The following is a 24,457-nucleotide window of genomic DNA, read 5'->3' as shown; positions in this document are numbered from 1 at the left end:
CCGCCCCGGGTAAGGTGTGCGTGTCATAGGTCTTGTCAAACCCTGGGTCCGTCTGTGCGGACCGTGGGTCGCACGCGCCATGGTCTGTGGACCAAGTATGTTGACGCGTACCGGGCGAGCTGGGCGCTCGCGGGAGACTACTCCCCTAGGACGGAGCGGATTCTGCCTAGGCAAATCCGTTTCGGCAAGCCTTGTTTTTAACCGCGTGTTGCCTGGTAGATCTTGAAACCTTGTGCTTCGGCACGCACCGAACAGTTGCCCAACGCGCCTTCGATCAGCGGTTGGTAGCGCAGGAAGCTGTTGGCAACCAATCGCAGTTCACCACCTTTTTTCAGATGATCGGCTGATTTTTTCAGCAGATTTTCCGAAGCCTGGTAGTTGGTGTGCACGCCGGTATGGAACGGCGGATTGCTCAGGATCACCTCAAGACCACGCGGGGCAGCATCGATGCCGTCGCCGCAGATCACCTCGCCTTGCAAACCATTGGCCGCCAGGGTCAAGCGGCTGCTGGCTACAGCAAAGGCATCGACATCCAGCAGGGTGACTTGGCTTTGTGGGTAGCGCCGCTTGATGGTGGCGCCCAGCACGCCCGCGCCACAACCGAAGTCGAGGACATGGCCGACCGGCAGGTGCTCAAGGTGTTCGAGCAGCAGAGCGGTGCCGCGATCCAGACGGCCGTGGCTGAATACGCCAGGCAAGCTGACGATCTGTAGGGGGCCGTCGGCCAGTGGCAGTTCAAAGCGCTCGGCCAGACTTTCCAGAGGTTTAGCCTCTGGCGCGTGCTCTACGGTGACTTGCCACAGCTGGCAATGGCGTGCGCTGTCGAGTTTGCGCGGCTTGCCGAAGGCATGCAGTTGTTTCGCTGCACCTTCGATGCCTCCACGCTTTTCACCGACCAGAAACAGCTCGCGCCCGGCCAGGCGTGAAGCCAGGGCATTGAGCAGGTAATTGGCCAGGTCGCGGGACTTGGGCAGGAACAGAACCGCCGCTTCGAAACGTTGCGCCGGTGCCTCTACGCCAAAGTGGCTGCGACCGGCAAAGCGTGCCTCGACAGCCGCCTGATCGCCCGCATGCCAGCACCAGCCGTGCGCTGCTGGTAGCTTGCCGAGCAGGTCGTCGGCAGGCAGGCCGGCGAGTAACACCGAGCCCTGGAAAAGCTCGGCCTGACGAAGCAACACTTCACTGCGCGGGTCCATGGGGGCGGCTCCTGAAAAAGTGGCGCAGTTTATCAGAGCCGGATGGGCGTTAGCTGACCTGTCTGCGCGGGCTGCCGGCAAAAAACGCCTCGGCGTTCTCGCTCAACTGCTCGACGATGCGCTGGCGCGATTCCACCGCGCCCCAGGCGCTGTGAGGGGTTACGATCAGGCGCGGGATGTCGGCCGCCAGCAACGGGTTGCCTTGCACCGGTGGTTCAACACTCAGTACGTCGGTGGCGGCACCGCCCAGATGGCCGGCACGCAGGCAGTCGGCCAGTGCTTGTTCGTCGATCAGGCCGCCGCGGGCGGTATTGATGACAAAGGCCCCCGGCTTGAGCAGGGCCAGTTCCTGGGCGCCGATAACGTTGCGGGTGTGTTCATTGAGCGGGCAGTGCAGGGTCAAGGCGTCTACCTGGGGCAGCAGTTCATCCAGTGGCAGGCGGTCTTCGCGTGGTGGGCGTCCGGGGAGTTGCCCCAGCAGGACGCGCATGCCAAAGGCTTCAGCCAGGCGCGCGACGGCACCACCCAGCTCGCCATGACCAAGCATGCCAAGGGTCTTGCCTTCCAGTTCGACAATCGGAAAGTCCAGCAGACAGAACTGTTTGGCCTTCGCCCATTGGCCCTTGGCTACGGCGTGCTGATAGTCCGGCAGGCGTGTGGCCAGCGCCAGAAGCAAGGCCAGGGTGTGCTGAGCGACCGACGGTGTGCCATAGCCCTGACAGTTGCTGACCACCACGCCTTGGGCGCGTGCTGCTTGCAGGTCAACGTTGTTGGTGCCGGTGGCTGCCACCAGGATCAGTTTCAGATTGGGGCAGGCCGCGAGGGTGTTGGCGTCGATCATGACCTTGTTGCTGATGGCCACGGTTGCACCTAGTAAGCGCTCGGTGATCTGCTCAGGCGCGGTAGCCGAATACAGTTGCAGCTCATCGAAGCAGCCACGCAGGCGATCAAGGCTGAGGTCGCCCAGGTCCAGGGAGTGATGATCGAGGAAAACGGCGCGGCGAAGGGCGGACATGGAAGCTCCATTGAGTGATGGTCGGACTCAGGTCGGATAGGTAAAGCAATCGTAACGGGTCTGCTCCAGGCTGGCCTCGAACGCCAGCAGGTTCTGGTGTTGCTGCTGCAGGTCGGCCATTTGTGCCAGCAATTGCGCTTTCCTGCTGGCGACGGCTTGCAGGATGCGCGACAGCGGCAGGTTGCCGGGGCCGTTCTCGCTGACCATTGCCTGCATCTGCTTGAGGCTGAAACCAAGCTTTTGTGCGCACTTGATCAGGCTCACCAGCGCCACACTCTGTTCATCATAGATGCGGTAGCTGCCCAGGCGCCGGGGTTCGGGCAACAGGCCGATCTTCTCGTAGTGACGTATGCACTTGATCGTCACGCCCGACAACTGCGCCGCTTTGCCGATATACATCGAACGTCCTTTTTAGCTGGCGCTGGCCAGCATGCGTGCCCGGCGCAACCAGGTATCGCGCTGGGCCGTGTTTGAGCTGATAACGGGTCCAAACGTTAACGTCTTTTTTGGCTTGATTCCACAAAAGCTCAGGGTGGTGCGTCGCATCTGTTCCAAGCCTGGCATGCGGTAGACCCAGCGGTAATACCAGGGCGGAGTGTCCATGCACACTAGAAGGTCTGCACTGCGGCCTTTGAGCAGTTGCTCGGGGAAGGGTGAGTTGCGGCGGTACTTGAAGGCGAATCCGGGCAGCAGCACCCGGTCGAGAAAGCCTTTGAGCAGCGCCGGAATGCCGCCCCACCAGATCGGGAACACAAACACCAGGTGTTCTGCCCAATGGATCAGCCCTTGAGCGTGCAGCAGGTCGGGCTCCAATGTTTGTTGCTGCTGATAGCCTTCGCGCAGCACCGGGTCAAAGTTCAAGGCGCCAAGTTCGAGTACCTGGACATCATGGCCGCGCGCACGGGCGCCACTGACGTAGGTGCTGCTTAAGGCCGCACAAAAGCTCTGGTTCGAAGGGTGACCGAGGATCACTAGAATACGTTTGCTCATTGTTGGTCTGCCGGGCATAAACAGCGCTCAGGCTAGAGGGTGCCCCTAGGGGGAGAGTCAAGCGCCAGAGGTTGTTACTTGGTATGTCTAAGGCGTACTGTGTTCTCCTTCCGATTTCATCTTTTGCCGCAAGGAGCCCCCATGTATTGGGCTGAATTTCTCACCGTTGCCTTGATCCATTTGCTTGCTGTGGCCAGCCCCGGCCCTGATTTCGCTGTTGTGGTGCGCGAGAGTGTTACCCATGGGCGTCGCGCCGGTACTTGGACGGCCTTTGGTGTGGGCTCGGCGATTTTCCTGCATGTGGGTTACTCGCTGCTGGGCATCGGTCTGATCGTGTCGCAGTCGATTGTGCTGTTCAACGCCCTCAAGTGGCTGGCGGCGGCGTACCTGTTGTACATCGGCTTCAAGGCGCTGCGTGCCGGCCCCGCCGCACCGGGTAGCGATGCGATACAAGCTTCGTCGGTCGAGCGCACGCCACGTGCTGCCTTCGTCGCCGGCTTTATGACCAACGGCCTGAACCCCAAGGCGACGCTGTTCTTCCTGTCGCTGTTCACCGTGGTAATCAATCCGCATACGCCGTTGGCGGTCCAGGCCGGTTACGGTGTGTACCTGGCCGTTGCTACTGGCCTGTGGTTCTGCCTGGTAGCCATGCTGTTCAGCCAACAGCGTGTGCGCGCCGGCTTTGCACGCATGGGCCACTGGTTCGACCGCACCATGGGTGCAGTGCTGATTGCCCTGGGCGTGAAGATCGCATTTACCGAAATGCATTAAGTGCAATAAGCCTATAGCCATTTACACCGGCCAAATCATTCCTTCGGCTGATTTGGCCGGCGTTGTGGCGTTCTAGAGTGAGTCATGCCTTGCCCAACTCGTGCACTCTAGAAAAGGGACTCTTATGTTGCAGACTCGTGTCATTGCGCCTGCTGAAGACGCTTATCAGTATCCACTGTTGATCAAGCGCTTGCTGCTGTCTGGCAGCCGCTACGAGAAAACCCGCGAGATCGTCTACCGCGACCAGTTGCGCTACAACTACCTGACACTCAACGAGCGCATCGCGCGTCTGGCTAACGTGCTTACCGAAGCTGGCGTCAAGGCCGGTGACACTGTGGCGGTGATGGACTGGGACAGCCATCGCTACCTGGAATGCATGTTTGCCATCCCGATGATCGGCGCAGTGGTGCATACCATCAACGTGCGCCTGTCGCCGGAGCAGATCCTCTACACCATGAACCATGCTGACGACCGCTTCGTGCTGGTCAACAGCGACTTCGTCGGGCTGTACCAGGCCATTGCCGGGCAACTGACCACGGTGGAGAAAACCCTGCTGCTGACCGACGGCGAGAGCAAGACGGCTGATTTGCCAAATCTGGTCGGCGAATATGAGCAACTGCTGGCTGCGGCAAGCCCTGTCTATGACTTTCCGGACTTCGACGAGAATTCGGTAGCCACGACGTTCTACACCACCGGGACTACCGGTAACCCCAAAGGCGTGTACTTCACTCATCGCCAACTGGTGCTGCACACCCTGGCAGCGGCATCGGTCACCGGCAGTATCGACAGCGTGCGCTTGTTGGGCAGCAACGATGTGTACATGCCGATCACTCCTATGTTCCATGTGCATGCCTGGGGTATTCCGTATGTGGCGACCATGCTGGGGGTCAAGCAGGTGTATCCGGGGCGCTACGAGCCGGAAATGCTTTGTGAGCTGTGGCGCAACGAGAAGGTCACCTTCTCCCACTGTGTGCCAACCATTCTGCAAATGTTGCTCAGCGCTAAAGGCGCGCAGGCACAGGACTTTGGCGGCTGGAAGATCATCATTGGTGGCAGCGCATTGAACCGTGCCCTGTACGAGGCTGCCAAGGCACGTGGCATTCAATTGACCGCCGCTTACGGCATGTCTGAGACCTGCCCGTTGGTGGCCTGTGCCCACCTGAATGACGAGTTGCTAGCCGGCAGTGAGGATGAGTGCATCACCTACCGGATCAAGGCCGGTGTGCCGGTGCCGTTGGTGGAGCCCGCCATTGTCGACAGCGAAGGGCGGTTCCTCCCGAACGACGGTGAGACTCAGGGAGAGCTGGTACTGAGGGCACCGTGGCTGACCATGGGGTATTTCCGTGAGCCGCAAAAAGGTGCCGAGCTATGGCAGGGAGGCTGGCTGCACACCGGAGATGTGGCCACCCTCGACAGCATGGGCGTGATCGACATCCGCGACCGTATCAAGGATGTGATCAAAACCGGCGGTGAGTGGATTTCGTCCCTGGAGCTTGAAGATTTGATCAGCCGCCACCCGGCAGTTCGCGAGGTGGCCGTGGTCGGGGTGGCCGATCCACAGTGGGGCGAGCGACCTTTTGCCCTGCTGGTGGTGCATGAGCAGCAGGCTGTCGATGCCAAAGCACTCAAGGAACACCTCAAGCCATTCGTCGAACTCGGGCACATCAACAAGTGGGCGATCCCCACTCAAATAGCCCTTGTTACTGAAATTCCCAAGACCAGTGTTGGCAAACTCGACAAGAAGCGCATCCGCCTCGACATCACCCAGTGGCAGGCCAGTAACAGCGCCTTCCTCTCGACCCTCTGAGCTGTAGCGGGTCGTGCTCTGCAGAGCACGACCCGCGGTCTAGACACACTTTTGCCTTGTCATCTGACATTTTTCAGCCATGCTTGCCCAGCCAGCAAGTAGCTCTGCTCCTACAGCAGTGCCACATTGGTAAACGTGCAAATCACACTTTAGAGGGATCAAGCACTAATAGCTGCTGGCTATAGTCGGGCCAGGGAATTTTCAGGAATGGGGGCGGCACATGAATGTGCCTGGCCACTTGCTCGACGATCACGGTGCGCTCACACCCGTCGATTGAGGCGTTTCTGCAAAGGACTCACTGCCATAAAAATAAAGAAAGTACATGGAGTAGCGTCGATGACATCAGTAAATCTGTTCTGGCGCCGGGCAAAACTGCCCTTGGCTGTCAGCCTCGCTTCTACGCTCGCCGGTCCTGCATTCGGCGTCAGTTTCAACATCGGTGAAATCGAAGGCTCGTTCGACTCGTCTCTGTCGGTAGGGGCGAGCTGGTCGACGGCCAAACCGAACGAGAACCTGATTGGCGTCAACAACGGCGGTAAGGGTTTGTCGCAAACCTCCGACGACGGCCACCTGAACTTTAAACGCGGTGAGACCTTCTCGAAGATCTTCAAAGGCATTCATGACCTGGAGCTCAAGTACGGCGATACCGGTGTATTTGTCCGTGGCAAATACTGGTACGACTTTGAGCTCAAAGACGAAAGCCGCCCGTTCAAGGACATCAGCGACTCCGGCCGCAAAGAGGGCGCCAAGTCCGCCGGTGGCGAGATTCTCGACGCCTTCGTGTACCACAACTACTCCATTGCCGATCTGCCCGGTTCGGTGCGTCTCGGTAAGCAGGTGGTCAGCTGGGGTGAAAGTACCTTCATTGGCGGCGGTATCAACTCGATCAACCCGATCGACGTTGCTGCATTCCGCCGCCCAGGCTCGGAAGTCAAGGAAGGTCTGATTCCGGTCAACATGTTCTATGTGTCGCAGAGCCTGACCGACAACCTTTCGGCTGAAGCTTTCTACCAGATCGAATGGGACCAGACTGTCGTCGACAACTGCGGTACCTTCTTCTCGCAACCCGACGTGATCGCTGACGGCTGTACCGACAACCTGCGCCTGCTCAACAGCAGCCGTAGCCTGCCGCCGCAGGCACTGGGCTTCCTCGCCAGCCAGGGCGTTGATATCAACCAGGAAGGTGTACTGGTCGACCGTGGTGCGGACCGTGACGCGCGCGACAGCGGCCAGTTCGGCGTGGCCTTTCGCTACATGTTCGAGCCGCTGGACACCGAGTTCGGTGCCTACTTCATGAACTACCACAGCCGTGCGCCGATCTTCAGTGCCACGGGTGCTGATCCGTCGGTCTATGCCGGCCTGCAAAACCTGCCACCTACCTTGCAGCCATTGGCGCCGCTGATTGTTGCCGGTAACTCGAAGTACTTCATCGAGTACCCGGAAGACATCCGCCTGTACGGTTTGAGCTTCTCGACCACCCTGCCTAGCGGTACCGCGTGGAGCGGTGAACTGAGCTACCGCCCGAACGCGCCGGTGCAGCTCAACACCACCGATATTCTCTACTCCGGTGTCACGCCTATTCCGGGGTTGGGCAATGCGTCGCTGCTCAAAGGCATTCCAGGCCAGGACCAGCACGGCTATACCCGTAAGGAAATCACCCAGTTCCAGACCACGCTCACCCACTTCTTCGACCAGGTCATGGGCGCCAGCCGTCTGACGGTGGTCGGTGAAATCGGTGTGACTCACGTCGGTGGCCTGGAGAGCGCGCACAAGATGCGTTATGGCCGTGACCCGGTGTTCGGCCCAGGCCCGCTGGAGCCTACCGGCCCGGTCAACACCTGTGAGTTCCTCAACGGCCGGACCATCACCGGTGCAGGCAACAACGCACCTTCGACCAACCTGTCGCGCAAGTGTGAGAACGATGGTTTCACCACCAGCACTTCCTGGGGTTACCGCGCGCGCGCCATCTGGGACTACAACGACGTGTTCGCTGGGGTCAACCTCAAGCCTAACGTGGCTTGGTCGCATGACGTTTCCGGCTACTCACCGGGCCCTGGTGGCAACTTCGAGGAAGGGCGCAAGGCCATCAGCCTGGGCCTGGACGCTGAATACCAGAACACCTACACCTCCAGCCTGTCGTACACCAACTTCTTCGACGGCAAGTACAGCACCGTGGATGACCGCGATTTCATCGCCCTCAGCTTCGGCGTGAACTTCTAAGAACACGGATTCAGGACGAGCATGAACATGAAAATGACCAAGAATCTGCTGCAAGCCGGTGTGCTGGGCCTGTCGCTGCTGGCCTCCAGCGTCATGGCGGCCGTGTCCGCTGACGAGGCGGCCAAACTCGGCACCACGCTGACGCCAATGGGCGCGGAAAAAGCCGGTAACGCCGATGGTTCGATCAGTGCCTGGAAACCGCTGTCAACCAATGCTGGCGCCGTCGATGCCCGGGGTTTCCTGGCTGATCCTTACCCAAGTGAAAAGCCGCTTTACACCATCACCGCGCAGAACGTCGACCAGTACAAAGACAAGCTGTCGCCGGGCCAGATCGCGATGCTCAAGCGTTACCCTGACAGCTACAAACTTCCGGTATACCCGACCCATCGCGGTTCAACTGTGCCGGATAAGGTATTTGAAGCGATCAAGAAGAACGCCACGACCACAAACCTGGTCGCTGGCGGCAACGGCCTGGAGAACTTCGATACTGCGATCCCGTTCCCGATTCCAAAGAGCGGTATCGAGGTCATCTGGAACCACATCACCCGTTATCGCGGCGGCAGCGTCACCCGCCTGGTAACCCAGGCCACACCGCAAGCCAATGGCTCCTACAGCCTGGTGTATTTCCAGGATCAGTTCGTCTTCCGTGACCGGATGAAGGATTACGATCCGGCCAACCCAGGGAACGTGTTGTTCTACTTCAACCAGGAGGTGACGGCACCTGCGCGCCTGGCGGGTACCGTGTTGCTGGTGCATGAGACCCTCGACCAGGTCAAGGAACCACGTAAAGCGTGGGTCTACAACGCTGGCCAGCGTCGTGTGCGCCAGGCACCACAGGTGTCCTACGACGGTCCGGGTACTGCAGCCGATGGCCTGCGTACCTCTGACAACCTGGACATGTTCAACGGTGCACCGGACCGCTACGACTGGAAGCTGGAAGGCAAGAAAGAGATGTACATTGCCTCCAACAGCTACAAACTCGACGATCCGAAGCTCAAGTACGCCGACATCATCAAGCCGGGGCACATCAACCAGGACTTGAGCCGCTACGAGCTGCGCCGCGTCTGGCACGTGGTTGCTACGCTGAAACCGGGTCAGCGTCATATCTACGCCAAGCGTGACTTCTACATTGACGAAGACACCTGGCAGGCTGCCGTGATCGACCAGTACGATGGTCGTGGTCAACTGTGGCGTGTTTCCGAGGCCCACTCCCAGGACTACTACAACGTCCAGGTACCGTGGTACACCCTGGAAGCCATTTACGACCTGCAGTCGGGCCGTTATCTGGCACTGGGCATGAAGAACGAAGAGAAAAAGGCTTACGACTTCGGCTTCACCGCCAGCAAGGCTGACTTCCAGCCTGCAGCGCTTCGCCAGAAAGGCGTGCGTTAAGTTTCAAACCTCCGTGTGATCTCCTCTGTCCGATACCAGCTTGCTGGTATCGGATTTTTTTATGCGCTCTACTTTGGCTTTGGGAGCGGTGGGAGCGGGCTTGCCCCGCGATTGCAGTTTGTCAGTCACATCGCATCGCGGGGCAAGCCCGCTCCTACCGGGGTTTCTGTTTATACCCCGTCATACAGGATCGGAATTGTTGCTTTTTGTTGTAGTCTTTTTGCCGCAATGCGCGGCAATCATCTTCAAATGTGTGTTTTAAACCGCTAGTCTGGCCAAATCGTACTGCCGAAGAATCTCTAACTAGAACGAGCCGGCCATGACTGATCTGTCCCGTACGCAAGGGTTCGCCAGCCAGGCCATGAGCGTCCTGGAAGGACGCTTCTATCGTCCGCCACTACCTGAAGGGCATGTGCCGCGGGCGCGTTTGTGCCATCGCTTGCGGTCAGGGCTAGGTGGCCGCTTGTTATTGGTCAATGCGCCAGCCGGCTTCGGTAAAAGCTCGCTGGCCGTCGAGTTCTGCCAGAACCTGCCCAATCACTGGAGTAGCCTGTGGCTGGACTTGAGCCGCCGCGACAGCGATCCGGGGCGATTCCTGGAGCGCTTGCTTGAAGGTTTGCAGCAGTATTGCCCGGCGCTGGGCAGCCAGGCACTTGGCCTGCTGAAGATGCGTCAGCGTCATCAACCTTTTGCGTTCGAGGAATGGCTCGACGGCTTGCTCGATGAGCTGGCGCAGCACCTGCGGCCGCACAATCCGTTGTTGCTGGTGCTCGATGACTACCACCTGGCACAGGGCCCGGTACTCGACCGCTGCCTGCAGTTCTTCCTCAACCATTTGCCGCCCGGTCTGGTCTTGTTGGTCACCAGCCGCCTGCGCCCGGACTGGCATCTGGCGCGCCTGCGTCTTTCGCGGCAATTGCTCGAACTCAGCGAACAGGATCTGCGCCTGACTCCCGAAGAGTCGTTGGCAGTATTGGGCCAGCAGCCAAGCGGTCTGCGCGGTCAGGCTCTGGACAATTTGATCCAGCGCAGCGATGGCTGGATTGCCGGGCTGCGCTTCTGGCAACTGGCGGCCAGCGAAGCGGGTGCCGACAGTGTCTTACCCCAGGCGCTGCACGGTGGTGAGGGGCTGATCCGCGATTACCTGCTTGAAGAGGTCATCGATATTCTGCCGGCCGACGTTCAAGGCTTTCTCAACGACACCGCTTGCCAGGAGCGCTTCTGCAGCGACCTGTGTGATGCAATGCGTGAAAGCCACGACAGTGCCGAGATCATTGCTTACTTGCAGGCGCATCAGGTCTTTCTAGTGCCGCTGGATGAACATGGGCGTTGGTACCGTTACCACCATCTGTTTTCCGATCTGCTGCGTAGCCGTCAAACCAGCTTGCCGCTGTCGAGCCTGCACCTGCGTGCCTGTCGCTGGTTCCACAGCCAAGGCTTGCTCGATGAAGCGGTGGAACAGGCCCTGCGTGCAGGGCACCTGGATGTTGCAGCCAACCTGGTACAGAACTTGTCGGAGGAGCAACTGCTTGCCGAGCAGAACGTCGGCATGCTGCTGCGCTGGAAGATGGACCTGCCCGACAGTCTGTTGATCAGCACGCCACGGCTGATTGTCCTGTACAGCTGGGCGTTGGGCCTGGCCGGGCAACTTGATGCGGCCGAAGATCTGGCCAGTCATCTGAGCCGCTTCTTACCGGCGCCGTCAGCAACCGCGCAACGCTCGATGCTGGCGCAATGGTTGGCGCTGAGCGGTGTTATCGCCCGTGGTCGTGGTGACCGCGAACGCACGCGTGCCTACTGCACCGAGGCCCTGCGTAGCCTGCCGCAAAAACGTTATGGCCAACGTCTGGTGTGTTTGTCGACCCTTTCCAATCTGGCCATTGCCGATGCCGACTACTCTCGGGCGCGTAGCTGCAACCGTGAGGCACTGGAGCTGGCTCAACGCATCGGCAACCCACTGTTTGAGGCCTTGGCGCACTATGACCGCGCACGGGTGCTGCATGCGCGCGGCGAAGTGATACGCGCCCTGGAAGAAGTGCAACAAGGCCTGCAGCGATTGCAGGGGTTGTCGGCGCAGCGCTTGTACGCAGTACGCGCACGTCTGACGTTGTATGAGGGTTACCTGTTAGTGGCGCGCCTGGAAACGCAGGCGGGCCGTAGCCGATTGCGTGCAGGTCTGGTCGAGGCGCGTGCGTGTCGTGACATCAGCGTGCTGATCGGACATTGCGTAATCGCTGCGATGGATGGCCGCGAGGGCCGATTTACCGAGGCGTTTACCGAGTTGGCCGAGGCCGAGCGGTTGATGCACATCTGGGATGTCCCGCCGATTTTTTATCTGGCGATGATTACCTTGGTCAAATGCGAGTTATGGCTGGGGCAGGGCCGGATCGACCTGGCCGAGTCCTGGTTATTGCGCCTGGGTCAGACCTATGGCGGCCAAAGGGCCGCTGCTGCACCCGAGTTCCACCCCCTGTTAGGGCTGCACATCGAGCTGCAACAGGCGCTGCTCGAACGAATCCAGGGGCGTCTGGCGCAGGCTGGGCAGCATTTGCAGGCGTTGGTGGAACGCGGTCAGGCAACGGGTGGGCAGCTGCTCTGTGTCATCGCACTGTGCCAATGGGTCGACTTGCTGCTGGCCAACAACAACGAGATGCAGGCCCGTGATTTACTGACATTGGCCCTGGAGGCCGGCCGTGGTGGGACCTTGCACGCGTTCCAGCGATTGTTGCAGGAGCACCCGCAATGGATGCGTGAGCAACTGTTGAACCAGCCGGCGAGCCCGACTCAGGTCAGCCTGTTGGCGTTGCTGCCCGCTGCAGAGGCTGTGGAGGTCTCCAGCGCAAGCTTCGAAGCGTTGAGCGCCCGGGAAAAGTCGGTGCTGGAGTTGATCGCCCAAGGTTGCTCCAACCAGGAAATCAGTGAGCGGTTGTTCATCTCACTGCACACCGTCAAGACCCACGCCAGCCATATCAACAGCAAGCTGGGGGTCGAGCGCAGAACCCAGGCTGTTGCCCGGGCAAAAGCCTTGGGCCTGTTGGCCTGACGACCGACTGCGCGGCCAGCAGGAGAAATTCTGCTGTACTCTCTGGCAGGATCATTCCTGCTAGAGGCCTCGCCCATGTTCCGTGCATGCACCCTGGTGCTCCTTACTTGCGGCTTGTCCACAGGCATCGCGCTGGCGACAGAAGGGCCGTCATTCTCGTGCGAGAAGGCCGAGGGCGTGGCACTGAAGGTGTGCCAGAGCCCACAGCTGAGCAAGCTCGATCGGGAGCTGGCCGTGCTGTACAAGCGTGTGCTGGGGCAAGCCGATAGCGAATCGCAAAAGCAGCTCAAGGCCACCCAGCGTGGTTGGATCAAGGGCCGTGACGAATGTTGGAAAGCCAGCGATGTCGATGCCTGTGTGCTTGAGCAGTACCAGGTGCGCAACGTCGAATTGCAGATCCAGTCTGGTGCGGTTCAGGTGCCAGCAGCGGTGGAGTTCGACTGTAACGACGACAGCAAAACTTTCACTGCTGTGTTTTACAACCAGCTCAATCCCCAGGCGGCAGTGCTCACCTATGGCGACGACCAGACCATTGTCATTGCTCAACCCTCGGGCAGCGGTAGCAAGTACGGCGCCGAAGGTGTCGAGTTCTGGGAACATCAAGGCGAAGCGAAAGTGAAATGGTACGGTACCGAACTGACCTGTCAGGTGGCGCGCTGAGCCATCGCCGATGCCAGACTTTACGACGCGCTGAGGATCGAAGATGATGGCTGCTTGCTATCATTTTAGAGCGCTTCGTCATGACGCAGCTGCTGTACATCGTCGTGCCATGGATTGGCTTGGGGGTATTGTCGATCTTGTGGGTACGTGCGTTGCTGCGCGGGCGTGTGCTTGAGCGGCGGTTACGCGAATGCCGCCAGCACCTGGATACTCTGGGCGGCAGTCAGGCACAGGCCAGTGCCGTGCAGCCCGACGATATTGAACGCTACCGGCGCAGCCAGTATTTCGCCCGTATCGGCACTTGGGATTGGGATATCGATACCGAAAAGCTCTTCTGGTCCGATGCCATCTACCCCATGTTTGGATATCAGGTAGGGGAAATTATCCCCAGCTATGAACGTTTTTGCGCCAGTGTTCATCCGGACGACCGAGCACAGGTGCGGGCCGGCGAATTGCGCTGTATTGCAACGGGTGAAAACCACGACGAAGAGTACCGCGTGGTCTGGCCCGACGGCAGTGTTCGGTGGCTGCGCGAGACGGGCAACGTGGTGTGCAACGCCCAGGGCGTGGCGGTGAAAATGATGGGCGTGGTGCGTGACATCACCGAAGAGAAGGCCTGGGCAAACCAACTGCATAACCTGGCCCACAATGATGTGTTGACCGGTCTGCCCAACCGCTTAGTGTTCGAACAAAGGCTGGCCTTGGCGCTGGAGAAGGCTCGGGTTACCAATACACGGGTTGCGTTGGCCTTTGTCGACCTCAATGATTTCAAAGACATTAATGACCGTCATGGTCACGCCATAGGTGACCAGGTACTGATGTTTGTGGCTAAACGGCTCAAGCAAATGCTGCGCACGGCCGATACTGTAGCCAGGATCGGCGGCGATGAGTTCGTCCTGATCCTTGAAGGGTTCTCACCCGGTATGGCAGTGGAGGAAGAGGTGCGGCTGATTTGCAGCAATGTGATCGAGTCACTGGCCTTTCCCATGATCATTTCCAGTGAGATGTTGCAGGTGGGCACCAGCTTGGGGGTGGCGGTCTATCCCGATCATGCTGCGAGCATGGACACCCTGATTCACCTGGCGGACCTGGCCATGTATGAGGCCAAACGTAGCGGTGACAATCAGGTGCGTCTTGCTGTGACAGGTGTCTGCGCGTAACACCCGCCCTCACGCCAGCTCAGAGTTACCCGCGAAGCCAGCCTGTGATTGTTGCGGTCTGTGCATCCTTTTTTTATTTGTTATGTCAGGTTGCGTGGATGCAGGTCTACAGCCAAAAAAGTTTTCTGATCGTCGACGATTTCTCGGATTTCCGCAGTTCAGCACGCTCGATGCTGCGTGAGTTGGGGGTGCGTGATGTCGATACGGCCGACAGTGGTGAGCAGGCGTTGCGCATGTGTGCGCAGAAGCGCTACGACTTTATCCTTCAGGACTTTCACCTCGGTGACGGCAAGAAGAACGGCCAGCAGGTGCTGGAAGACCTGATCCTCGACAAGTTGATCAGCCATGAGTGTGTGTTCCTCATGGTCACCGCCGAAACCAGTCAGGCAATTGTGCTCAGTGCTCTGGAGCACGAACCGGATGCCTATCTGACCAAACCGTTCAACCGTATCGGCCTGGCGCAACGCCTGGAAAAACTGGTGCAACGCAAGACCTTGCTCAAGCCGATCCTGCAGGCGCTGGATCGCGGCCGTCCGGCTGAGGTGCTGGCCGCTTGCGCTGAGCTGTGCAAGAAAGATCCGCGCTTCGCGCCGTTGTGCCTGCGTTACCGTGCTGATGCGTTAAAGGCTCTGAATCGTTACGACGAGTTGGAAAAGTTCCTCACTACCATCATCTCCAGCCGGGCGACCCCTTGGGCCTATGCGGCCTTGGGCAGCCTGTTGCATAAGCGCAATCAGTTTTCTCAGGCTCAGGGCGTGTACGAGCAAGCCCTCAAAGCCTTCCCGATGATGCCGGGCCTCTACGACGGGTTGGCTGAGGTGTTGGTCGCATTGGGGGAACACAAGCGCGCCCAGGGCGTGCTGGAGGAAGCGGTGCGGTTGTCGCCTCTGGCGGTACGCCGGCAAATGATGCTGGGCAAGCTGGCGCTGGGCAATGATGACTTCGACACCTCGTCGAAAGCCTACCGGCATGCGGTCAACCAAGGGCAGAGTTCGCGTTACAAAGATCCGGAGAGCAATCTGGGCCTGGTCCAGGCGCTGATGAACAAGAATGCCGGGAATGGTCTGGATGCGCGTACGCGGGTCGAGATCAACACGGTGCTCAGTGAGGTGGCCAAGGAGAACGTCGAAGACCAGGGCCTGCAGGTGCGTGCGCGGCTGATGAAAGCGGCCAGTCTGCAGCAGGCCGGTGACGCCGAAACCGCTGCCAAATTGACCGAGCAGGCCATGGCCCGGCTGGACAAGATGGAGCAGTTTTTCTCGGTTGAGGCAGCCTTAGTGGTCGCAAGCCAGCTACAGAAACTCGGCCAGGAATCTGCGGGTACCTCGATCCTGAAAAGCTGTGTCGAAACCTATGGCGACGATCCTAAGGTTATGCAGAGCGTTTCGCGCCTGACCGATGATGCCACCGTGCTCGGCGCGGTGACGGAAGCGGTCGACCTCAACCGTCAAGGTGTACGCAGTTATCAAGGTGGGCAACTCAGTGAAGCGCTGGGGTTGTTCCGCCGTGCCCTGACCCTGCAACCGAAGAACATCAGTATCGCCCTGAACACTGCCCAAGCCTTGTTGCGCATCGGGGGTGAAACACCGCCTGCTGCCATCATGGACGAATGCCGTGCCTGCCTCACTTGCGTGGCCGGAATTCCCGAAAGCGACAGCCGCTACGACCGTTACCGCAAACTGCATATCCGGGCCTTTGGCGCATGAACCAGAACAACCAGGGGCTGGACTTTTCCACGGTGATCGCCTCCACCGTCCACGACATGAAGAACTCGCTGTCCGCCCTGACCCAGGCCCATGGCCAGTGGTTGGCGCGTTTGCCTGAAGCCCTGCGCAGCAGTAGCGAGCAGGGGGTCATGGAGCATGAGTTCACGCACCTCAACGGCATGCTCGTGCAATTGCTGGGGTTGTACAAACTGGGCGTCAACCAACTGCCGATGTGCCCGGATTATCACGAGCTGGACGATTTCATCGAGGCTCAGCTGGCCGCCCAGCAGAACCTGCTCCAGCACCGCGACATCCTGGCTAGCTGGCGTATTGAAACGGCCAGTCCGCTGGGTTTTTTTGATCGTGAACTGGTCAGCTCGGTGGTCGCCAACATTCTCAACAATGCCATTCGCTATGCCGGTCACACACTGCTGATCACGGTCAGCGAAGAGGGTGAGCAGTTGTTGCTGAGCATCAACGATGATGGTCCGGGGTTCTCGGCGCACATGCTTGAGCGTCAGCACGATTATGTGCAGGGCATCGATGCGCAGAGTGGCAGCACCGGCCTGGGCCTGTACTTTGCCGCGCGTATTGCAGCGCTGCATGAGCGCAATGGTGTGAAGGGGCGGATCGAGATTGCCAACGGCGGGCCGCTGGGCGGGGGCTTGTTCCGGCTGTATCTGCCGTGAAAAGCAGGCCGCGGGGCAACGCGATCCGTTGCCCCGCGACGCTGTCAGACGGACGGAATCGCCGCGCCCAGATTCAAACTGCGTTCTTCCCGGCGAATGCTCGCCAGCGGCACGATGACCAGCGCCAAGGTCAGGATCACGGTAACACCAATCCCCCAGGCCGCCAGGCTGAAGCCACCCAGTGAAATCAGGCCACCAGAAATCGCCGGGCCAACCGCCAGACCGAGGCTGAGGAAACTGCTCGCAGCAGCCACGACACGGCCCTCACGGTCTAGCGCTGCTGCCAATCCGGTCAGGTAGCTCAGGGCGTAGAAGTAAGTGACACAAATGGTCATCACACCAATGGTGTACAGCGACTTGGAGTGTTCACCCAGCACGTAGGCCAGGCTGGTTGCGCCCGTCAGCAGGATCGCCAGAATCACCGGGGTGCTCAGGCCAAAGCGTTTGCCAACCATCGCCGCCAGCAGCGGGCCGATCAAGCCAACGACCGATTGCAGGGACAGCAACGCGCCCAGTTCATCACCGCTGTAACCCACCATGGTGCCGATCCGTTCGACGAACGCCCAGCCCATGGTGTCGCGGGCCTGGAAGACGAACATCGCCAGCATCATGCAGATCGCCGGCAGGCTCAACAGCACGTTCCCCGCACCGCCGCGAGCGGCGGCGGTGTGCGCAGAGGTTTCGACCAGCGGTGCACGTTGTTGCATCGCCGGGATGGCCAGCAACATCACCGCCATGGTTGCGGCCATGGCGTAGTAGAGGCCCGGCAGACCGTACAGGGCCATGACTTTGGCGTAGCCGAGCATCACCACGATCATCAACAGCACCGACAGCACGTTCATGTGCCCGGCGATGCGGTCTGGCTGTTTGGCGCTGGAAACGCTGGCATTGCCGCACGCCAGCGCCAGGCCTGCACCGATCCCGGCCACGCAACGCACCGCTGCCAGTGAGTAAAGTTCGGTCATGCTGGCGCTGACCAGGTTGGCGGCGATCGCCAGCAGGGTGCCGAAGATTGCCAGGGTGCGCCGTGGTGCACGACCCATGAGCGGGGCAACCAGCAGCGAGGCCAGCATGGTGAAGATGAATTCGGCCGACATCAGCAGGCCGGCTTGAGCTTCGTTGAGCTTGAGGTCGTTGATGATGGCGCTGATCAAAAACGGCAGCGCCCACAGGCCGAGGAGGCCGACACCGTAGGCAGATGCGGCGGCGGAGAACACCAGGCTCCAGCTTTCAGGCAGAAAATGGCTTATTGTTTTTTTCATCGGGTTAATCCCTGGTTGGCAAGCACGCGGTGCAAAAAAGCGCGCCGTAAGGGCGCGCTCATCGTCTGGTTTTACTGTTGGCTTTCATCCACTGGGGTGCCGTCATCGTATTGCGACAGCCAAGTCACCATGGCGTCGCGATAGCGGGTGAAACCCTTGTAATCGACCAGTTCCTGATCCAGGTCGCGGATCACCCGGTGCATGCGCTTGGCCCACTGTGGCGCGAATTCGGCCAGTTGTTTGAGGCTCACCAGGTAAGTCCGTACCGGGAACAGCACGGCGTTACTGCGTGGCAAACGATGCAGTGGTTGCAGCTCAATACGCAAGTTGACCAGATCACCGGCATTTTCCGGGGTGACAATGGTGCGATCCGGCGCCCAGTCCGGCAGCGTCTCGGCCGAGGTTTCCAGGCGCGGATTAACGGTGATCGACCAGTTGGTGCGGCGCACCGGGTGGCCGGGGCGCAGGCGCAGCAGGAACTTCAGGGCGCGTTGCAGAATGCCCATTTCATGCAGCTTCGGCACCGGGCCGTGGAACTCCATGAAACTCATGCCCAGGTTGAAACGCAGCGAATAGTCGGCGCGCTGGGTGGCCATGCCGGCGCCCATCACCAGCGTTTCGTCGCGTTCTTCCAAGAGGATGAACTCGCCCTGAGCCTGACGGGTGATGTATTCCATCGGGTCCATTGGCAGGGTGCTGGCATCACCGAAGGTGAAGGTCTGGTCGATCTGCAGTGGGCGGTTGATCCAGTGCCACTGGCTGCCGTTCTTCTCCAGGGTGAAGTGCTCGGGGAAGTCCCGCGAGTAGGACTCCATCAGCAGTTCCAGCAAGTCCCATTGGGCTTCCATCATGTGCGGCAGGGCGGCGTAGTGCACGCCCGGCTGCTCGTCCAGGGTTTTAGCGCGGTGATGGCACTCGGAGATGTAGTGCTCGTCGATATCGAACTGAGCACGCAGCGCGCCTTTACCGAAGGGCACATGAGGCTCGACGTTCATCGAGTACATGTACTGATCTTCCGGGTAAGGGAACGGCAGGCGCGTGATGGCTTCACGGCTGTTGCTGTAGGTGTAGTCGTCGGAATAGGTTTCGATTGGCTTGAATACGGTCATGGCGTTCGGTCCTGTTATTAGAGGTCTACGACCAAGCGGCTACCGCAGGTGCGGGATACGCAAGGCATGAATTTGCGTTTGCTGAGCTTGTCTTCTTCGCTGAGCCAGTCGTCGCGGTGGTCCAGCTCGCCTTCGGCTTCCAGCACTTCGGTTTCGCAGTAACCACAGGCACCGCCACGGCACAGGTACGGCACTTTGTAGCCAGCCTGTTCGGCAGCTTCGAGCAGAGACTGATCAGGCGGAACCTCGATGGTCACGCCCTGACGCGCGAGGGTCACGCTGAAGGGCTTACCGTTCGAGCCTTGTTCGACGAAGCGTTCGTAGTGGATGTGGCTGTCGGTCCAGCCCAGCGCGTGGGCGCTGTCCAGGGTGTCGTCGATCATGCTGTCCGGGCCACAGACATAGACATGGCTGCCCAGAGGGCGCGCACTGAGGATTTGCTTGATGTCCATGCGTGCGTCCTGACCCTGTACGTACAGGTGCACGCGCTCGCCATAGCGTGCCTGCAGTTCCAGGCCCAGCGCAGTGTGTTCCGGCCCGCGCACTGCCAGGTGCAGTTCGAAATCGGCTTGCTTGAGGTGCAACTCTTCCATTTGCGAGTACACCGGGGTGATACCCACGCCGCCAGCGATGAAGATGTGCTGACGGGCATGCTTGGCCAGCGGGAACAGGTTGGCCGGTTGCAGGATTTGCAACAGTGCGCCTTCTTCCAGGCAGTCATGCAGGTGACGTGAGCCACCACGGCCGTCACTGACCCGGCGCACGGCAATCTGGTAGGCGCTGGAGTCGTACGGTGAGCCCATCAGCGAGTAGGCGTTGCGGTGAGTCTTGTCACCGTCTTGCACCAGTACCACCACATGGCTGCCGCCGGAGAAGGCGGGCAGGTGCTTGCCGTCCGGGTCCACCAGCGTGAAGCGTTTGATTTCCGGGGTGAGGTTCTCGATGCGGGTAACCCGCACGCTGAGGGTTCCGTTATGGGTGTTCATGTATCGAGCTCCTCGGCAGCTGGCATTTCGCCTGGGACTTCACCGTCGGCCTTGATGCCTTGGAAGGCGGCCAGGCGGCGGGAATAGTGATCGCGTACTACCAGGTCGAGCTGGCAGCCAGGGCAGGTGAACACGCGGTGGGTGACGTTCTCGGTGTAGGTGTCGCAGTGCGCACACCAGACACGACGAACCAGGGTTCCGCTGTGTTCGCGCAGCACTTCGTCACGGTTCAGGTCGACCGCGTTGGCAGCCTGCATGGTGGTGCCGATGAAGCTTTCCGAGCCGCTCAGGTACAGGCGAGTGCCCATGTGTGCGTTGCCCAGCAGGCGACGCAGGCCGTCGATCAGTGCCTGGTTACTGTCGAACACCTGCAGGTCACCGGCTTCGGCCTGACGCAGTGCGTTCAGGTGGTTGTGCCCGGAAAAGCTTTCGGTGGAGTACAACAGGGTGCTGGCCTGGCGCTGCTCTGGGGTCATTTCCTCGATCAGGCGCAACATGGCGGTACCGCCGCTACCCTGACCGACGATCAGGTGGCGCAGGCCGCCTGCCATCGGTTGCAGGCGGTCATAGACCGGGCGGCTCTTGATGCCGGTGATAAGCATGGCATATTACCTATTATTTTATATGTTTATAGTGGGCTAAATCCGCGGTACTCAAGGTGATGTCAGTGCTTGAACATCACGTGGCGGACGCAGGTGTAATCTTCCAGGCCATACATCGACATGTCCTTGCCATAACCCGACTGTTTCATGCCGCCGTGAGGCATTTCGCTGATCAACATGAAGTGGGTGTTCACCCAGGTGCAGCCGTACTGCAGGCGTGCTGCCAGGCGGCTGGCGCGGCCGACATCGCGGGTCCAGACCGAGGAAGCCAGGCCGTAGTCGGAGTCGTTGGCGAAGGCCAGGGCCTGAGCTTCGTCGCTGAACGGGGTGACGCTGACCACCGGGCCGAAGACTTCGCGCTGAACGATTTCATCGTCCTGGCGGGCGTCGGCAAGTACCGTGGGTTCGAAGAAGTAGCCGGGGCCTTCAACGCGCTTGCCACCGGTGATCACGCGAATGTGCGGTTGTGCTTTGGCGCGCTCGACGAAGCCTTCGACGCGTTGCAGGTGATCTTCAGTGATCAACGGGCCGAGTTCGGTTTCCGGGTCGTCTTGCAGGCCATAACGGATGCTGGCGACAGCTTCACCGAGTTTCTTCACGAAGGTGTCGTAGACGCCTAGCTGCACATACAAGCGGCACGCTGCGGTGCAATCCTGGCCGGCGTTGTAGAAACCAAAGGCGCGGATACCTTCCACGGCGGCATCGATATCGGCGTCGTCGAAAATCAACACCGGGGCTTTACCGCCCAGTTCCATGTGCGTGCGTTTCACGCTGCTGGCGGTGTTGGCGACAATCCGCGCACCAGTGGCGACCGAACCGGTCAGCGACACCAGGCGTACCTTAGGGTGCGTAACCAGCGGCTCGCCCACGCTTGGGCCGCGGCCGAAGAGAATGTTGACCACACCGGCTGGGAAGATCTCGGCGATGAATTCTGCAAGCTTCAGGGCGGTCAGGGGTGTTTGCTCGGACGGTTTGAGCACCACGCAGTTGCCGGCCGCCAGCGCCGGGGCAAGCTTCCACGCCACCATCATCAACGGGTAGTTCCACGGCGCGATAGAGGCCACTACACCCAGTGGGTCACGACGAATCATCGAAGTGTGCCCAGGCAGGTACTCACCACCGGCCGAGCCGTTCAGGCAGCGGCTGGCGCCAGCGAAGAAACGGAAGACATCGGCGATTGCCGGGATTTCATCATTCAATGCAGCTTGATACGGCTTGCCGCAATTCTGCGACTCCAGCCGGGCCAGGGTTTGCGCCTGCTCTTCGATACGGTCGGCCAACTTCAACAGCAAGTGGGCGCGATCTTTGGGCGGTGTTTGTGCCCAGGCATCGAACGCCTGATCGGCTGCTTGCACAGCGGCATCAACCTGAGCGCTGCTGGCCTCGGCGATGTCCACCAGCACCGTGCCCAGAGATGGGTTGTAAACGGCGTGACGGGCACCTTCGCCGTCGACCAACTGGCCGTTGATCAGGAGTTTGGTTTGCATGGCGTATCCCTTGGTTGGTCTTATAGGTCGAGAATTGCTGGGCCCACTGCGCTGCGCAGAGGTTGATTTGCCCGCTGATCACAGTAAACATATAAAAACATATCTTAATGTTCGTGCTTTGCCAACTGTCCATCTGTCGCCTTGAAAATGCCTTTTGCAGGGTGTTTTTACCGCTGAAAGGGTGAAAACGACGGTGTCACGGGCCGCTCAATCGCTATAAGATACGAAACTGAACGTTTAGCTGGGCTCTACCTTGGGCCAACACATGCTGACTATGGAGAGCCGATGAGTGCCCTGAATACAGCCCGTAGTACTGCCTTCATCCGGCTGCGCCAGGAAGGGCGCACCGATGAGGTGGCGCGACGCTTGGTTGAAGCTATCGAGTTGGGGCTGTTCGCCGAAGGGCAGCAGCTACCCAGCGAAGCCGAGCTGGCTTTGCAATTGGGCGTCGCCACCGTGACCCTGCGTGAAGCGCTGGTGGTGCTGCGCCAGCGCGGGCTGATCGAAACCCGACGCGGGCGCAATGGCGGCAGTTTTGTCTGTGCGCCCGTGGAGTTGCCTGAGGGCCTGTTGCTGCAGCGATTGCAGGACATGAGCGGGCCGGACCTGCGTGATCTGGGTGATGAGCAAATGGCGATTTCCGGCACCGCTGCACGCTTGGCCGCCCAGCGCGGCTCACGTGAGCAATATGCGCGGATTGCCCAACACATCGAAACGCTGAAACAGGCAACTACACGCCTGGGGCGTCATCGTGCTGATGCCCGTTTTCATATCGAGGTCGCCGCCGCCGCGCAGTCGCTGCGTTTGACCCACGCCGAGATGCGTTTGCAGTCGGAGGTGGGGGAATTGCTCTGGCTGGAGGCTGCCGGTGGTGGCGATGTCACTGTGGTCGAGCAAGAGCACCGTGCCATTCTGCAAGCCTTGCTCAGCAATGACACGGTGCTGGCGGGCGCCTTGGCCGAGGCGCATGTCAGCCGTGGAATCAAGCGGCTGATGAGCTTGCGCCTGGAATTGCTGGCCAGCAGTGAAAACGAGGGTGAAGCAGGCCAGGTGATTGCCTAGACCTTGGTGGGCTTTGCCCGCACCCCCTGACGGATAACAATAAAGCCAATCCTGCGTGAGGTAATACCATGTTTGCCCTGAGCGAAAACGATCCCCTGTGTGCTTGCGCTCGGCAGCTCAACAGCACGCTGGAGAGTATCTTCAGCCAGGTCCGCCAGTTGGTGGATGAGGCCCAAACGCTGTGGGAAAGGGTTCTGGCCGAAGGCCGCCAGCCCACCGCCAAGGACCTGGCGTCGCTGCGGCCAGCGATCGATCAGCAACTGTTGGCGACAGGTGCTTTCGGTTGCGGTGGCGGGGTAATCCTCGAGCCCGGCGTACTGAGCGACCAGCACATGCACCTGGAATGGTGGTACCTCGCGGATGCCGGTAAAACGCTGCCGTTGCGACCCAACTTCGACCGGCGTCGGGAAAATTTCTACGATTACACCGCTGCGCCGTGGTTCAGTCGCCCACGTGAATCCGGTAACAGCAGCGTCGAGGGGCCATACGTCGACCTTTACGGCACCAACATGTACGTGTTGACGTTCACCATGCCCATTTTCGTGCAACAACGCTTCATCGGCGTAGCAGGGCTGGACCTGTCGTTGCACAACGTCGAGCGCATGCTGGTTCGCAGTTTGATGCGCCTTGAGCATGAAGCGGTGCTGATTTCTGCCGATGCTCGGGTGATTGCTTCCAACACCACCAACTGGATGGTAGGTGATCTGGCCCCACGCCTGCTTGACCCTGCACTCAACGAAGGCGAGCGACTGGTCTTGGCCGAGCCTGAAGGTGGGTGGTCGTTGATTCGCCTGCCGAGGCTGCGTAAGGCCGTCTGAAAGGCACCCCCGAACGTCCCTGCCGATTTTTTCTGAATGCCGACCATCGGTCGGCTTTTCCGTGCGCTGCTTGAAGCCATTATCAAAGCGGACTAGTTTTTCGATGTGGGAAAATTTCCCACGCATAGAATTCCTGACAAAACAGATCCATCCCGGTGTGACTCAGCGTTTCTCGCGGTAAATGACCAGGAGACGGAAGATGCAGACTTACGGGCTATTCAAGAAAGCGCTATTGGCTATGGCCATAGGCGGCGTGCTGTCGGCCTCCCTCGTTTTGATTCCCGATTCGATTTCCCATAGTTCCAGCGCCTATGCCAAAGATGGCGGCGGCGGTGGGGGCCATGGCGGAGGTGGCGGCGGTCATGGCGGTGGCGGCGGTGGTGGCGGAGGCGGTCATGGCGGTGGTGGTGGCGGTGGCGGTCATGGCGGTGGTGGCGGTGGCGGCCATGGCGGCGGCGGTGGTCACGGTGGTGGAGGCGGTC

At 60.0% G+C, this 24,457-nt stretch carries 20 protein-coding genes, 1 pseudogene and 1 riboswitch; of the genes and pseudogenes, 12 read left to right on the top strand and 9 right to left on the bottom strand.

Translation table 11 applies throughout. The features are described 5' to 3' along the window. Nucleotides 1-38: 38 nt before the first annotated feature. Nucleotides 39-158: riboswitch (yybP-ykoY riboswitch) on the bottom strand. Between the two features lie 39 nt (nt 159-197). The 4 genes from E1573_RS07065 to E1573_RS07050 are packed head-to-tail and all read right to left on the bottom strand — an operon-like array spanning nt 198 to nt 3,201. Then, nucleotides 198-1,196, bottom strand: coding sequence for a class I SAM-dependent methyltransferase (locus E1573_RS07065; RefSeq protein ID WP_133212007.1), 999 nt, complete (start codon nt 1,194-1,196; stop codon nt 198-200). A 49-nt stretch (nt 1,197-1,245) separates the two neighbouring features. Beyond that, entirely contained in the window at nt 1,246-2,211 is a 966-nt protein-coding gene (locus E1573_RS07060) for a 2-hydroxyacid dehydrogenase (RefSeq protein WP_133212005.1), read from the bottom strand. Nucleotides 2,212-2,238: 27 nt separating this feature from the next. Continuing rightward, complete coding sequence (locus E1573_RS07055; RefSeq protein WP_133212003.1) at nt 2,239-2,610, bottom strand: MerR family transcriptional regulator; 372 nt, start codon at nt 2,608-2,610, stop codon at nt 2,239-2,241. Nucleotides 2,611-2,622: 12 nt separating this feature from the next. After that, nucleotides 2,623-3,201, bottom strand: coding sequence for an NAD(P)H-dependent oxidoreductase (locus E1573_RS07050; protein WP_133212001.1), 579 nt, complete (start codon nt 3,199-3,201; stop codon nt 2,623-2,625). A 141-nt stretch (nt 3,202-3,342) separates the two neighbouring features. Between E1573_RS07050 and E1573_RS07045 the strand changes: the two genes are divergently transcribed. The 9 genes from E1573_RS07045 to E1573_RS07005 all read left to right on the top strand — a co-directional run bounded on the left by E1573_RS07045 (nt 3,343) and on the right by E1573_RS07005 (nt 16,649). Beyond that, nucleotides 3,343-3,972 carry a LysE family translocator gene (locus E1573_RS07045; protein WP_133211999.1) on the top strand — a complete coding sequence of 210 codons (630 nt, stop codon included), beginning with the start codon at nt 3,343-3,345 and terminating at the stop codon, nt 3,970-3,972. Between the two features lie 124 nt (nt 3,973-4,096). Then, entirely contained in the window at nt 4,097-5,779 is a 1,683-nt protein-coding gene (locus E1573_RS07040) for a fatty acid--CoA ligase (protein WP_133211997.1), read from the top strand. 336 nt (nt 5,780-6,115) lie between these two features. Beyond that, entirely contained in the window at nt 6,116-7,999 is a 1,884-nt protein-coding gene (locus E1573_RS07035) for a DUF1302 domain-containing protein (RefSeq protein WP_133211995.1), read from the top strand. 27 nt (nt 8,000-8,026) lie between these two features. Beyond that, nucleotides 8,027-9,391 carry a DUF1329 domain-containing protein gene (locus tag E1573_RS07030; RefSeq protein ID WP_133211993.1) on the top strand — a complete coding sequence of 455 codons (1,365 nt, stop codon included), beginning with the start codon at nt 8,027-8,029 and terminating at the stop codon, nt 9,389-9,391. Between the two features lie 319 nt (nt 9,392-9,710). After that, nucleotides 9,711-12,434: a LuxR C-terminal-related transcriptional regulator gene (locus E1573_RS07025; protein WP_133211991.1), complete on the top strand. Its 2,724-nt coding sequence runs from the start codon at nt 9,711-9,713 to the stop codon at nt 12,432-12,434. A 75-nt stretch (nt 12,435-12,509) separates the two neighbouring features. Next, nucleotides 12,510-13,094: an MliC family protein gene (locus E1573_RS07020; RefSeq protein WP_133211989.1), complete on the top strand. Its 585-nt coding sequence runs from the start codon at nt 12,510-12,512 to the stop codon at nt 13,092-13,094. A gap of 80 nt (nt 13,095-13,174) precedes the next feature. Further along, a complete protein-coding gene (locus E1573_RS07015; protein WP_133211987.1) occupies nt 13,175-14,254 on the top strand; it encodes a sensor domain-containing diguanylate cyclase in 1,080 nt (359 codons plus the stop codon). Nucleotides 14,255-14,352: 98 nt separating this feature from the next. After that, nucleotides 14,353-15,960 (top strand): tetratricopeptide repeat-containing response regulator, encoded by a 1,608-nt coding sequence (locus tag E1573_RS07010; RefSeq protein WP_133211985.1) that lies wholly within the window; start codon nt 14,353-14,355, stop codon nt 15,958-15,960. Further along, nucleotides 15,957-16,649, top strand: a complete 693-nt coding sequence (locus E1573_RS07005) for a sensor histidine kinase KdpD (protein WP_133211983.1) — start codon at nt 15,957-15,959, stop codon at nt 16,647-16,649. The genes E1573_RS07010 and E1573_RS07005 overlap by 4 nt, the downstream gene beginning before the upstream one ends. 44 nt (nt 16,650-16,693) lie before the next feature. Here E1573_RS07005 and E1573_RS07000 read toward each other — a convergent pair whose 3' ends face one another. The 5 genes from E1573_RS07000 to E1573_RS06980 all read right to left on the bottom strand — a co-directional run bounded on the left by E1573_RS07000 (nt 16,694) and on the right by E1573_RS06980 (nt 22,095). Then, on the bottom strand, nt 16,694-17,911 hold the full coding sequence (locus tag E1573_RS07000; RefSeq protein WP_133211981.1) for an MFS transporter: 1,218 nt from the start codon (nt 17,909-17,911) through the stop codon (nt 16,694-16,696). A gap of 71 nt (nt 17,912-17,982) precedes the next feature. Then, complete coding sequence (locus E1573_RS06995; RefSeq protein ID WP_133211979.1) at nt 17,983-19,020, bottom strand: DUF3445 domain-containing protein; 1,038 nt, start codon at nt 19,018-19,020, stop codon at nt 17,983-17,985. A gap of 17 nt (nt 19,021-19,037) precedes the next feature. Beyond that, entirely contained in the window at nt 19,038-20,006 is a 969-nt protein-coding gene (locus E1573_RS06990; RefSeq protein ID WP_133211977.1) for a PDR/VanB family oxidoreductase, read from the bottom strand. Continuing rightward, the gene (locus E1573_RS06985; RefSeq protein ID WP_133211975.1) at nt 20,003-20,608 is read right to left on the bottom strand and encodes a dimethylamine monooxygenase subunit DmmA family protein; all 606 of its coding nucleotides are present in this window, start codon (nt 20,606-20,608) and stop codon (nt 20,003-20,005) included. The genes E1573_RS06990 and E1573_RS06985 overlap by 4 nt, the downstream gene beginning before the upstream one ends. Nucleotides 20,609-20,670: 62 nt before the next feature. Continuing rightward, a complete protein-coding gene (locus E1573_RS06980; RefSeq protein ID WP_133211973.1) occupies nt 20,671-22,095 on the bottom strand; it encodes a gamma-aminobutyraldehyde dehydrogenase in 1,425 nt (474 codons plus the stop codon). Between the two features lie 285 nt (nt 22,096-22,380). Between E1573_RS06980 and E1573_RS06975 the strand changes: the two genes are divergently transcribed. The 3 genes and pseudogenes from E1573_RS06975 to E1573_RS26950 form a co-directional block, all read left to right on the top strand. Next, the gene (locus E1573_RS06975; protein WP_133211971.1) at nt 22,381-23,157 is read left to right on the top strand and encodes a FadR/GntR family transcriptional regulator; all 777 of its coding nucleotides are present in this window, start codon (nt 22,381-22,383) and stop codon (nt 23,155-23,157) included. Between the two features lie 68 nt (nt 23,158-23,225). Beyond that, nucleotides 23,226-23,975 (top strand): cache domain-containing protein, encoded by a 750-nt coding sequence (locus tag E1573_RS06970; RefSeq protein ID WP_133211969.1) that lies wholly within the window; start codon nt 23,226-23,228, stop codon nt 23,973-23,975. A 199-nt stretch (nt 23,976-24,174) separates the two neighbouring features. Next, a pseudogene (locus E1573_RS26950) lies at nt 24,175-24,457 on the top strand (hypothetical protein); the annotation flags it as partial.

Origin of the sequence: Pseudomonas sp. H9 (assembly GCF_004353925.1) — a bacterium.
Taxonomy (GTDB): Bacteria; Pseudomonadota; Gammaproteobacteria; order Pseudomonadales; family Pseudomonadaceae; genus Aquipseudomonas.
This window is presented reverse-complemented; position numbering and strand designations above follow the sequence as displayed.